Source organism: Bradyrhizobium sp. BTAi1 (genome assembly GCF_000015165.1).
Classification (GTDB): domain Bacteria; phylum Pseudomonadota; class Alphaproteobacteria; order Rhizobiales; family Xanthobacteraceae; genus Bradyrhizobium; species Bradyrhizobium denitrificans.
Genome location: NC_009485.1, coordinates 4,162,228 through 4,174,665, shown reverse-complemented (window position 1 = coordinate 4,174,665; position 12,438 = coordinate 4,162,228). Strand labels below are relative to the sequence as shown.

The following is a 12,438-nucleotide window of genomic DNA, read 5'->3' as shown; positions in this document are numbered from 1 at the left end:
CGATCGACCGGGTCCGAGGGCGGATGATGTTTGATGTCAGCACGCGCAGGCCGCGCGACGGGCCCGCTCCGTGGCTTTAGCCAACCGAACCTTCGAGGCTGATCGAAATCAGCTTCTGCGCCTCGACCGCGAACTCCATCGGCAGTTGCTGAAGCACATCCTTGACGAAGCCGTTGACGACGAGCCCGACCGCTTCCTCTTGGCTCAGGCCACGCTGGATGCAGTAGAACAGCACGTCCTCGGAGATCTTAGACGTCGTCGCCTCATGCTCGAAGGTGGCCGAGGAATTCTTGGCCTCGATATAGGGCACGGTGTGCGCGCCGCAGCGGTCGCCGATCAGAAGCGAATCGCAGGCGGTGAAGTTGCGCGCGCCGGTCGCCTTGCGATGCGCCGTCACCAGGCCGCGATAGGTGTTCTGCGAACGGCCCGCCGCGATGCCCTTGGAGATGATCCGGCTCGACGTGTTCTTGCCGAGATGGATCATCTTGGTACCCGAGTCGACCTGCTGATAGCCGTTCGAGATCGCGATCGAGTAGAACTCGCCACGCGAATTGTCGCCGCGCAGGATGCAGCTCGGATATTTCCAGGTGATCGCCGATCCGGTCTCGACCTGGGTCCAGGAGATCTTCGAATTGTTGCCGCGGCAGTCACCACGCTTGGTGACGAAATTGTAGATGCCGCCGACACCTTCCGAATTGCCCGGGTACCAGTTCTGCACCGTCGAATACTTGATCTCGGCATCATCATGCGCGACCAGCTCGACGACAGCCGCGTGCAGCTGGTTCTCGTCGCGTTGCGGCGCCGTGCAGCCTTCGAGATAGGACACATAGGCGCCCTTGTCGGCGATGATCAGCGTGCGCTCGAACTGGCCGGTGTTGCGCTCGTTGATGCGGAAATAGGTCGACAGCTCCATCGGGCAGCGCACGCCCGGCGGCACGTAGACGAACGAGCCGTCGGAGAACACCGCCGAGTTCAACGTCGCATAGAAATTGTCGGAGGTCGGCACCACGCTGCCGAGATATTTCTGCACCAGCTCGGGATGCTCGCGGATGGCCTCGGAAATCGGCATGAAGATCACGCCGGCCTTCTTCAGCTCCTCCTTGAACGTCGTCGCCACCGACACCGAATCGAACACGGCGTCGACCGCGATCTTGCGCGTCTCGGGGCTGCCGGCACCGGGCTTCGGCTCGACGCCCTCGAGGATCGCAACCTCGCGCAAGGGGATACCGAGCTTCTCATAGGTCTTCAGGATCTCCGGATCGATCTCGTCGATCGAGGAGAGCTGCTTCTTCGGCTTCGGCGCCGAATAATAATAGAGATCCTGGAAATCGATCTTCGGATAGTCGACGCGCGCCCAGGTCGGCTCGGTCATGGTCAGCCAGCGGCGATAGGCCTCCAGGCGCCATTCGAGCATCCAGGCGGGCTCGTTCTTCTTACCCGAGATGTAGCGGATCGTGTCTTCGGAAAGCCCCTTGGGAGCCTTCTCGGATTCGATGACCGTCTCGAACCCATAGCGATATTGGTCAACGTCGATCCGCCTGACGCGGTCGACCGTCTCTTGTACGGCTGGCATTCCATCCTCCGCTCGCGGTTTCAAGGACCGCGGTGGACACGTTCTGGAACCGTCTTACGACGTTTCACGGACGAAATCACGCCCTTAGAATCGCTCAAGCACGGTTTCGTCGCTTCTCTTAAGTAGGGTCAATGACAGCTTTCGCCAAGCCTGCAGGCAGCGATCGACGTCCGCCTCTGTGGTGGACCAGCCCAGACTGAGGCGCACCGCTCCCTGGGCGACCGCGGGACCGACGCCCATGGCTTCGAGCACATGGGATGGCTGCACTTTGCCGGACGAACAGGCCGAGCCGGAGGACACCGCAATACCTTCCAGATCGAACCCGATCACTGCGGTCTCCGCCTTCATCCGGTCGGCAGTGAACAGTGTCGTGTTTGGCAGCCTCGGAACGCCACACGAGAATACCGTCACCTCCGCGACCTGCCGAAGGCCCGCTTCCAGCCGGTCGCGCAATTCCCCGAGCCGCGCCTGATCGCTCTCCAGCCCAACCAGGGCCGCACCGGCAGCCGCGCCAAATCCCGCGATTCCCAGCACATTCTCGGTTCCCGCGCGACGGCCTCGCTCCTGGCCGCCGCCGCGCAGCACGGGGATCGGCTCCTCGACGCCACTCCCCAGCACCAGCGCGCCGACCCCCTTGGGGCCGCCGATCTTATGTGCAGAAAGCGACACAAGATCTGCGCCCATCTGGTTGATATCCAGCGGGATCTTTCCAAAAGCCTGGATCGCATCGACGTGCAGGACCCCACCAGCCCGCCGCACGAGCTCAGCGACCTGCGAAACCGGTTGAAGCACCCCGGTCTCGTTGTTGGCTGCCATCACGGAAACCAGCGCCGGCGGCCCGCCGGCCAGTAGCAGGTCCAGGCGGCCCAGATCGACCACGCCGGACGGGTCGACCGGGATGCTCTGGATCTTCGCGGGATCAAAACGGCCGCCAGCCAGGACCGACGCATGCTCGACAGCCGAAACCAGCAGGCGTTCGATCCTGCCGGCCGGCGCCTTGAGCCCTGGGCTCAGGGCCAGAACATTGGCCTCGGTGCCGCCGGACGTGAACACGACGCGGCGGGCCATGGCACCGAGGCCGCGGGCGATGACCTCGCGCGCATCCTCCACCAGCCGCCGGGCTTTGCGGCCCTCAGCATGAACCGAGGAGGGATTGCCGAGATGATCCATGGCCGCGATCATCGCCGCGCGTGCTTCCGGGCGCAGCGGCGTCGTCGCATTCCAATCGAGGTACACCCTGTCAGCCATGGATCACTTCATATCAACTGGTGTCGTCAACGGCCACTGCAGCTCCGGCGACCCGCGACCGGTCGTCTGCGGCTGCCGCCGGGGCGAGACAATGGTAATGTCCGCTATGGGATGAGATGGCGAGTGCGGTCCCATGAACAAGCTCAGCGGTTTGATCCTGCGTCCGAACGATCGGACGTTCTATATGACGACAGCCGTGCTTTCGGTCGGTGTCGGCCTCGTCAACGCCTTCTCATTGGCCCAGGACGCGGCCAGGCGGGGCGCGCCCTACGATCTCGGAACGCCGCTGCTCGGCGAAATGACCAGCATCCTGGTCATCATCCTGTTGGCGCCATTGCTGGTCGCGACCGTCCGATCGATCCGCCCGGCGCCCGTTGCACCCCATAGCGCCGCACGCGCTGCATTGGCCATCGTCGCGTTCTCCGCGCTCCACATCATCGGCATGGTGGCACTGCGCAAGCTCCTGATGTGGGCCGCTGGCGGCAGCTATGACTTTCACCTCTCATGGCCCACAGTCATGTACGAGTTCCGCAAGGACATCATGACTGCGCTGCTGATCGGCACGACGCTCTGGCTCTATGACGGCTATCGCGACGGCGCCGCGCGCCAGGCCCCCCGTGACACGCCGGCTCCCGCGACCCTGTGGCTGCGCGACGGCGCCAACCGCGTCCGAATTTCGCCGGCGGACATCCTGTGGGTCGCCTCGGCAGGCAATTACGTCGAATACGCCATGGCGGACGGCAGGCAGCACCTTATTCGCGGCACTCTCACCGCCGCCGAGAGCGAGCTTGCCCGGTTCGAACTGGTGCGGATCCACCGCGGCCGGCTGGTCAACATGGCCCGGGTAAACGCGCTTTCCTCTCTTCCCTCCGGAGACTTCACCCTGACGTTTGACACCGGGCAGACGGTCCAGGGCAGCCGCCGCTATCGCAGCGCCGTTGCGTTTTCGGAGCAGACGCCAGCGACGGCGCCGGAAGCCGCCGGCAGGGAAAAAGAAAACTCCAGCGTTTTCAATTAACTGCCTGGAGCGCCTGCGGGGGCCAAGCGGCCACCGGAGGCCGCGCGCAGCAATCCGTCGCCGCAATCCACGCTCGGGGCCGCCATGGCCGGGCGTTGAAAAGCCTTGCTTTTTGCCCTGCGCTCCATGTTAGAAGGCCAACTTCCAGTCACGCATGCGCCGTTCTGTTCAAGTGAGCGGACGGTGCTCGATCACCACTTTTCCTGCTGATATCGTCGGCGAGGCGCCAGATGAAGCACGGACGGAGTCGGTCGATGCTCTGCCAAGGATTCTCTGATGCCTGAAGTCATCTTCAACGGTCCGGCCGGCCGCCTCGAAGGCCGTTACCATCCGGCGAAGCAGAAGAACGCGCCGATCGCGATGATCCTGCATCCGCATCCGCAGTTCCACGGCACGATGAACCACCAGATCGTGTATCAGTGCTACTACGCCTTCGCGCATCGCGGCTTTTCGGTGCTGCGCTTCAATTTCCGCGGCGTCGGCCGCAGCCAGGGCTCGTTCGACCATGGCACCGGCGAATTGTCCGATGCGGCGTCGGCGCTCGATTGGGCGCAGACCATCAACCCCGAAGCCCGTGCCTGCTGGGTCGCCGGTTTCTCCTTCGGCGCCTGGATCGGCATGCAGCTCCTGATGCGCCGTCCCGAGGTCGAGGGCTTCATTTCGATCGCCCCGCCCGCCAACCTCTACGACTTCTCCTTCCTGGCGCCCTGCCCGTCCTCGGGCCTGATCGTCCATGGCGAGAAGGACGCGGTCGTCCCGCCGAAGGACGTCAACACGCTGGTGGAGAAGCTCAAGACTCAAAAGGGCATCGTCATCGACCAGCAGATCATCCCCGGCGCCAACCACTTCTTCGACGGCAAGCTCGAGCCGCTGATGGAGACGATCACGGCTTATCTGGATATGCGCCTCGCCAATGTGAGGTGAGGTCGGCGCGTCGTTGCCGGACATTCGAACGGTCGTGCCGTAAGCCGCTGCCGTCATCACCCGCGAAAGCGGGTGATCCAGTACGCCGCGACCTCTCGGCTGATCGTCGGCGCCTCGGACTACTGGATCGCCCGGTCAAGCCGGGCGATGACCCTGTGAGTGGTATGCGCGTTCGGTACGACAACAACGTCCCTACGCCGCCTGCTTCAACAAATACGCATCGTGCCGCGCCAGAAACGCGCGGAGCAGCTCCGGATAGTCGGCGCCGACCGCCGTCTGCACACTCGGCCGCTGCGCGAGCTGATCGCGCCACGCTCGGACCTTCGGCGTAGCGGCAAAAATGCCGAGATCGCCGTAGGCATCGAACACATCGAAATAGCGGAAGACCGGCGCGAACACGGCGTCCACCAGGCTGAACTGCGCGCCGGCAAAATATGGCCCCTCGCCCAGCGCCGCTTCGACGCGGGCGAACTTCGCGGCCAGCGCGTCGCGCTTGGCCGCGAACGTCGCGGCGTCCTGCGTCGTCTCCAGGCCCCAGAGGTCGCCGAGGATCGCCGAGCCGAACTCCATCCAGGCGCGATGCTGGGCGCGGGTCAGCGGATCCGCCGGATGCAGCCGCGCGCCAGCCTGCGTCTCCTCAATATACTCGCAGATGACGTTGCTCTCGAATAGCGCCACCTCGCTTTCGGCTGAGCGCACCACCAGCACCGGCACCTTGCCGAGCGGCGAGAGCTTCAGGAACCTGTCCGGCTTGTTGGCGAGATCGATGTCGATCCGCTCGAACGCGACGCCCTTCTCCTTGAGCGCGATGACGGCGCGTTGCACATAGGGGCAGAGCTTGTGGCTGATCAGCTTCAGCGTCATGACATCCTCGGCAGTTCAATGCAGATGCATTAAACTAGATGCAGGTGCATCAAGCTGTCAAGGTTCATGCAACTGCATGAATCACGGACGCGCGATCACGCCGCCGGTCATCGGAAATGGCACGCCGGTCGTGGTCGGATAGCTCAGCGGCAGCCCCTTCATGCCGCGGACCGCCAGGAACCCGAACGCCTGGGCCTCGATCGCATCGGCCGACCAGCCGAGCGCGTCCGCCGATTCGACGCTCGCCGGCGCGAGCCGCGCCCGCAGCATCCGCATCATGGTATGGTTGCGGGCCCCCCCGCCACAGACAATCCAGCTCGCCGGCGGCTTCGGCAACAACGGAACGACGCGCGCGATGGCGGCAACCGTGAACGCCGTCAAGGTCGCCGCGCCGTCGGCCGGAATGGCCTGATCCAGCTTCAGCGCAGCGAAGTCGTTGCGGTCGAGCGATTTCGGCGGCGGCAGGGCAAAGAACGGGAGTTGCAGCGCCTGGGCGATCCAGGCTTCGTCCGGCCGCCCCTGCTCAGCCAGCCGACCATCCTGATCGAACGGTTGCCCGGTCGTCCGGGAGACGAAATCGTCGAGCAGCGCATTGCCCGGACCGGTATCGCAGGCGATCAGCACATCCTCGCCGTCGATATAAGTGATGTTGGCGACGCCGCCGATATTGACGACCGCGATCGGCCCGTCGCGTGACAGCGACTGGGTCAGCGCGCGATGATAGACCGGCACAAGCGGGGCACCTTGGCCGCCGAAATCGACGTCGGCGGCGCGGAAGTCGTGCATCACAGGCATGTGGACGGCCTTGGCCAGCGCCGCGGCGTCGCCGATCTGCACGGTCAGGCGCCGTTCCGGCCGGTGCAGCACGGTCTGCCCATGGAAGCCCACGATGTCGACGTCTTCGGGCATCAGCCGGTGCTGCGCCAGGAACGCCGCAATCGCCTCTGCATGCGCCAGCGTCACCGCCTGCTCGGCCTCCCGCACTCGCCCTGGCCGCTCCTCGCGCCGCTCGATCTGCACCGCATCTGCAAGCGCCTGGCGCAGCAGGCTGCGCTCGGCGGCGCTGTAGGGCCGGTAGCCGGAGGGACCCAGGCTCTTGATCTGCCGCCCATCCGTCTGGATCAAGGCCACGTCCACCCCGTCCAGCGAGGTGCCACTCATGAGGCCAAGTGCGGTCAGAATCATTGCAGTCGAACCTGAAAACCCTGCCCTGATTGCCAAGTGCGGCCGATTTGAGGTCCCACCGGAGCCGTGCACATGCTTGTACAAGCCCGGCGCATCTTATAATGCCACATCGCCCGGACCCCTGCCATCTGCCCTTCCGTGCCGGAGCCGCGACAAGCGGTCAACACCGTAAACAAATACTCAGAGTTGCCGAGAATGACTGGCTTCAAGTCCGACTTCCTGAACGTGCTGCAGAGCCGCGGCTTCATCCATCAGTGCTCCGATTTCGAGGGCCTGGATGCGCTCGCCGCCAAGGGCCAGGCGACTGCCTATGTCGGCTATGACTGCACCGCACGCTCGCTGCATATCGGCAACTTCCTGACCATGATGATGCTGTACTGGCTGCAGCAGACCGGGAACAAGCCGATCACCCTGATGGGCGGCGGCACCACCATGGTCGGCGACCCCTCCGGCAAGGACGAGACCCGCGCCATGCGCACGGTCGAGGAGATCGAGGCCAACAAGGCCTCGATCCGTGGCGTGTTCGCCAAGGTGCTGGCTTACGGCGACGGCGCCACCGACGCCATCATGCTCGACAATGCCGAATGGCTGACCAAGCTGAACTGGATCGAGATGCTGCGCGACATCGGCCGGCACTTCTCGGTCAACCGCATGCTGACCATGGACTCGGTCCGGCTCAGGCTCGAGCGCGAGCAGGAGATGAGCTTCATCGAGTTCAACTACATGGTCTGCCAGGCCTACGACTTCGTGGAGCTGTCGCGGCGCACCGGCTGCCGGCTGCAGATGGGCGGCTCGGACCAGTGGGGCAACATCGTCAACGGCGTCGAGCTCGGCCGCCGCATGGGCACCGAGCAGCTGTTCGCGCTGACCACGCCGCTGCTGACCACCGCCTCCGGCGCCAAGATGGGCAAGACCGCGCAAGGCGCGATCTGGCTGAATGCCGATCAGTGCAGCCCGTATGATTTCTGGCAGTACTGGCGCAACACCGAGGACGCCGACGTCGTCAAGTTCCTCAAGCTGTTCACCACCCTGCCGCTGTCCGAGATCGAGAAGCTCGGCGCGCTCCAGGGCGCCGAGATCAACGAGGCCAAGAAGGCGCTAGCGGATGCGGCCACCACTTTGCTGCATGGCGAAGAGGCCGCGCGCACCGCAGCCGAGACCGCGCGCCGCACCTTCGAGGAAGGCGCGATCGCTGAGAACCTGCCGACGGTGGAAGTGGCCCAGGCCGAGCTCGACGCCGGTCTCGGCGTGCTCAATGCCTTCGTCAAAGCAGGACTCGTGGCATCGAACGGCGAAGCCCGGCGGCAGATCAAGGGCGGCGGGCTGCGCGTCAACGACGTCGCCGTCACCGACGAGAAGATGGCGCTGACGGCGAAGGAACTGACCGCTGAAGGCGTGATCAAGCTGTCGCTCGGCAAGAAGCGCCATGTGCTGGTCAAGCCTGCATAGGGGCATTCGTTTTTGACTGCTTGTCAGGGAACGTCGAAACGCGCTCCCTGACAGCCATGACGATCAGCGCGCCGCAAGAGCCTGCGCAAGCCGAGGAAACCCCGCCTGCTCCGCCGCCTGCGAAGGCGGCACGGACGGCCTTGGTCGTGCTCGGCCTGTGCTTTGCGCTGTCCGTGCTCGGCCGGGGGCTCGGCGAAAGCTTCACCGTCTTTCTCAAGCCGATTTCCGACAGCTTCGGCTGGGACCGTGCCGAGGTGGTGTCGATCTATTCGCTGACGGCGCTGGCCGGCGGTCTCGCCGCCCCGCTGATCGGCCGGCTGTTCGACCATTCGGGGCCACGCGCGGTCTATGCGCTCGGGCTGCTGCTGCTCGGAACGGCGTTCACGGCGGCCGCGCATGCCCAGGCGCTGTGGCAGTTCCAGCTCAGCATCGGCCTGTGCGTCGGCAGCGGCATCGCGCTGATCGGCAACGTCCCGAACTCCATCCTGCTCGGACGCTGGTTCGGCAAGAAGCTGCCGACCGCCATGGCGGTGATCTACTCGGCCACCGGCGCCGGCGTGCTGCTGCTGCTGCCGGGCTCGCAGCTCTTGATCGATGCCATCGGCTGGCGCAGCGCCTATCAGTTGTTTGGCATCACGGCATTCGTCCTGCTGCTGCCGCTGGCCCTTCTGCCCTGGCGGCTGTTTGCGGCCGGCGCCCCCCACGTCACCAAACCGATCGCCGCAGACTTCACCGACGATGCCTGGACCTTGTCGCGCGCGCTGCGCCATCACGCCTTCTGGGCGCTGTTTGCGACCTTCTTCTTCACCGCGATCGGCATGTATGCGATCGCCCCGCAGGTCGTCGCCTATCTGATCGATGCCGGATTCGCGCCGCTGCAGGCGGCCACCGCCTGGGGCTTCTCCGGCGTCGTGCTGCTGTTCGGCATGCTCGGCGTCTCCGCGCTCGACGGGCTGATCGGCCGGCGTCCGTCAGTGCTGTTCTCTTATGCGGTCTCGATCGCCGGCATCCTGATGCTGTGGGCGCTGCAGGTCTGGCCCAACATCCTTCTGCTCACCGGCTTCGTCGTCTGCTTCGGCAGCATGATCGGCTCGCGCGGACCGCTGTTGTCGGCGACGGCGATGAAGATCTTCCGCGGCAAGCGGCTCGGCACGATCTACGGCACCATCACGATCGGCAGCGGGCTCGGCTCGGCGTTGGGATCATGGAGCGGCGGCGTCATCCACGATCTCACGCATGGCTACGACGCGGTCATCCTGCTGGCGCTCGTCAGCGTCATCATCGGCATGATCCCGTTCCTGGTCGTGCCGGCGCTGCGGAGCTGAGCAAGCCGCGCGCGTCGCGACCTGCTGCGCTCGCGCACCGGAAGCGACCCGGCTACCACGCGTAGCGAACGACGGCTTTGCCCGCATATGAGCGGGTCGTATCCGAAAACTCCCCTTCGAAGGTCGCTGCCGCCGACCAGCCGGCCATCCAATGCATCTCGACCGCGGCGCTGGTCAGCGCCGAATCTCTGGCTTGCGCCGCCCCATTGACGACAAAACTCGCCCCGGGCACCGCCTGGAATGTTGCGGCAGTCGCCCGGTCGGGATTGAAGTCATGCGCCCAGGCAAGGCGGCCACGAAGAGAGAGCACACCATTTGTCACCGCAAACGACTTGTCAGTACGGAAGCCGAGCTCGCTGCGGGTGTCGGTCGGGCTCCTCGAAGCGTAATTCAAGGCGAAGCTTCCGGCACCGGAGACCACCTGCTCCGAATAGGACGGCAGGGCGATCGTGGTGACCTGCGCCGCTGCGTAGGGCGCGATGCCGACGCCACCGCTCCAAGGTCCGACAAAGCGGTAGCCACCTTCGACCCGGCCGGAATAGGCGTTCGCGTTGAACGCCGCGCGGAGATGATCGACGCCTGTGATCGTCACGTAGCGATCGGTCGTGATGTCCTGCCAACCATAAGCCGCCGCTGCCGAGACGTAGGCCGGTCCGTCCGTGTGGCGCATATACGCACCGACCTGAAAAAGATCAGAGCGTCCCGAACCGAGTCCGTTGATGCTGAAATTCGTGCCACCTCCGGCGAGCGAGAAGCCCGCCAGCGTATTCGGCGAAAACAGGTAGTCGGCCCCCGCAGCTGCACCGTAGATTCGGCTGGTCGTGTCACTCGATCCAACGCTCGCTTGCCCGTTGCTCGATTGCGACCCACCGAAGCCTGCGGTCCACACGTTCCAGTGCTGCACGAATGGCAGCGGAGGGGCTTTGGTGAACATCGCAAACGCGTCGGCCCGCCGATTTGCCTGGTTCGCCTCGCGCTCGCCCGCAAACCCTGCCCGGCCGGACCACGAAGCAGGCGCGGCCGTGCTTTGTATCAGTGGGTCGGTGAGTAGCCCGATGAACTGGCCCATTGCATCGAACGTCGTGTGCTGCGGCAACGTGCCAACCTCACCTGAGGCCTGCGTCAGCCCATTCGCCGTCAGCCCAGCATAGACGAACGGAATTCCACTGCCGGTGAACACGTTGATCAGCGTATTCCCGACTGCGGCCTGGTTGCCCTTGAGCCCACCGGGAAGTCCGTAATTGAGGATCAGATCAAGGTAGACATCCTTGGTGGTGTAGCTCAGCGCAGCATGAAAATTCGCGGGCAGGTTGGTCTCTACCAAGGTGGAGAACCTCGTGTCGTTAAGGCCGCCGGCCGCGGACAGGATCGTGTATCGCTTGGTCACATAGGCGGCGGGGTTGAAGACCGCATTCACCGTGCCCGACAATGCCGCCGTTCCCGACGCGACGATCTGATCGGATGCGGTGGGCGAGACCTTGACCAGATAGGTTCCGCCCGAATTCAGGATCAAATTGCCGCTGAGATTGGTCGTCTGGATCGCGGCGCTCCCGCCGGGAGCGAGCAATCCACTATTTGTCAGCGTCATTCCGTCCCCGAGCGCAATCCAAGCGCCCGGCGCGAACACGGCCCCTGCAAGATTGTTGAAGCTGTTGGTTCCGCGGCCGAGGTTGACGCTGCCAATGATGGTGCCGGAATTGTTGACGACAATGTTGCCGGTATCGCCCAAAATCGCGCTTCCTGCGGTGCCCGCTGCGCTGGTGACCGTGCCATAATTCGTCAGGACGTTGGCGTTGCCTCCCTGCAGGTAGATGCCGGCGCCCGCTCCCGGCCCTCCGGAGATCGTACCTCCCAGGTTGGTCACGGTGGTGTTGCCTATACTGGACGTGATGGCATGGATTGCGTAGGAGCCGTCGCCGGACGCGGTGATGTTGCCGTTCGAGCTGATGGAGCTGAGTTGGCCAAAGGATGTGGATCGCGCGAGGATGCCATCAGACCCGCTTCCGCTCGTGACGATATTGCCGATCGAATTGATGGCGATGTCCCTGCCGGACGCAGTGATTCCTGGAGCGCTGCTTCCCGATGTCGCCAGGTTGCCTTGCGACGAGATCCTCGCCAGGGAGCCGCTGCTGAATGCCGCAATGGCGGCCGAGCTGTCGCCTGCGGTCGTCACGTTTCCCTTCGACGTCACCGCGCTCGAGAAGGCGCCCGCCTGCGCGACAAGACCGTTGGAGCTGTTCCCATTCGTCGAGATGTCTCCCGTCGAGTCAAGAGTCACGCCCCCGCAGCAACTCGTGCCGGCGGTGATACCGGCCGCGCCGGCCCCGCGGGTCGAGATGTTTCCCGTCGAGCTGACACGGACATCGAAGCTCGGCTCACCACCGCTGTACGCAACGATCCCCGCACCCCCATTGGTGGAGATCGCCCCTTTGAATGTGAGATCTACGTTTCGCGCACTGATGAACCTCACCCCTCCAGCCCCGGAGGTGATGATTTGAAACGGCCCGAGATCGATCGTGCTGGAAATATCGGAGGTGAATTGCCCGGCCGAAACGCCGGCAGTCCCTGAGGTCGGCGTGATGCTGGTGGTCAGTGAATTGACCAGCAGCGTGGCCGCGGAGGGATCGACCGCAACACCCGCCGACACATCTCCAGTGCAGGTTTGAACCGTTCCGCCGATTGAGCAGCCGGCCCGGGCTGAATCCGGCGCGACGATCAGACCCAGCAGCGCAAAAACGCCGGCACGCAGTCCGACCAGGACAAGCGAGTGTTTCACAATGAACTCTCAGAAACAGTAAGAAACTACCGGAAATATAGTCGCAAGCCGACGCATGCCGCAATCTGATCTTGCA

General features: G+C 64.4%; 9 protein-coding genes. 4 read left to right on the top strand and 5 right to left on the bottom strand.

Going from position 1 to position 12,438, the window contains the following annotated elements:
* Positions 1 to 76: 76 nt before the first annotated feature.
* Both sufB and BBTA_RS18570 read right to left on the bottom strand, forming a co-directional pair.
* The gene (gene sufB / locus BBTA_RS18575; RefSeq protein ID WP_012044040.1) at positions 77 to 1,573 is read right to left on the bottom strand and encodes a Fe-S cluster assembly protein SufB; all 1,497 of its coding nucleotides are present in this window, start codon (positions 1,571 to 1,573) and stop codon (positions 77 to 79) included.
* Between the two features lie 84 nt (positions 1,574 to 1,657).
* Positions 1,658 to 2,821, bottom strand: a complete 1,164-nt coding sequence (locus BBTA_RS18570) for a cysteine desulfurase family protein (protein WP_012044039.1) — start codon at positions 2,819 to 2,821, stop codon at positions 1,658 to 1,660.
* A 235-nt stretch (positions 2,822 to 3,056) separates the two neighbouring features.
* On the opposite strand from BBTA_RS18570, the gene BBTA_RS18565 reads away from it, so the two are divergent.
* Positions 3,057 to 3,839, top strand: coding sequence for a LytTR family DNA-binding domain-containing protein (locus BBTA_RS18565; RefSeq protein ID WP_244424039.1), 783 nt, complete (start codon positions 3,057 to 3,059; stop codon positions 3,837 to 3,839).
* Positions 3,840 to 4,115: 276 nt separating this feature from the next.
* Positions 4,116 to 4,763 carry an alpha/beta hydrolase gene (locus BBTA_RS18560; RefSeq protein ID WP_012044037.1) on the top strand — a complete coding sequence of 216 codons (648 nt, stop codon included), beginning with the start codon at positions 4,116 to 4,118 and terminating at the stop codon, positions 4,761 to 4,763.
* 192 nt (positions 4,764 to 4,955) lie between these two features.
* On the opposite strand, the gene BBTA_RS18555 is transcribed toward BBTA_RS18560, so the two are convergent.
* Positions 4,956 to 5,627, bottom strand: coding sequence for a glutathione S-transferase family protein (locus BBTA_RS18555; protein ID WP_012044036.1), 672 nt, complete (start codon positions 5,625 to 5,627; stop codon positions 4,956 to 4,958).
* Between the two features lie 81 nt (positions 5,628 to 5,708).
* Entirely contained in the window at positions 5,709 to 6,812 is a 1,104-nt protein-coding gene (locus BBTA_RS18550) for an anhydro-N-acetylmuramic acid kinase (RefSeq protein WP_012044035.1), read from the bottom strand.
* A 195-nt stretch (positions 6,813 to 7,007) separates the two neighbouring features.
* Between BBTA_RS18550 and tyrS the strand changes: the two genes are divergently transcribed.
* Positions 7,008 to 8,261: a tyrosine--tRNA ligase gene (tyrS, locus tag BBTA_RS18545; RefSeq protein WP_012044034.1), complete on the top strand. Its 1,254-nt coding sequence runs from the start codon at positions 7,008 to 7,010 to the stop codon at positions 8,259 to 8,261.
* A 56-nt stretch (positions 8,262 to 8,317) separates the two neighbouring features.
* Positions 8,318 to 9,586 carry an MFS transporter gene (locus BBTA_RS18540; protein ID WP_012044033.1) on the top strand — a complete coding sequence of 423 codons (1,269 nt, stop codon included), beginning with the start codon at positions 8,318 to 8,320 and terminating at the stop codon, positions 9,584 to 9,586.
* 52 nt (positions 9,587 to 9,638) lie between these two features.
* Here BBTA_RS18540 and BBTA_RS41370 read toward each other — a convergent pair whose 3' ends face one another.
* On the bottom strand, positions 9,639 to 12,362 hold the full coding sequence (locus BBTA_RS41370) for an autotransporter domain-containing protein (protein ID WP_012044032.1): 2,724 nt from the start codon (positions 12,360 to 12,362) through the stop codon (positions 9,639 to 9,641).
* Positions 12,363 to 12,438 lie beyond the last annotated feature (76 nt).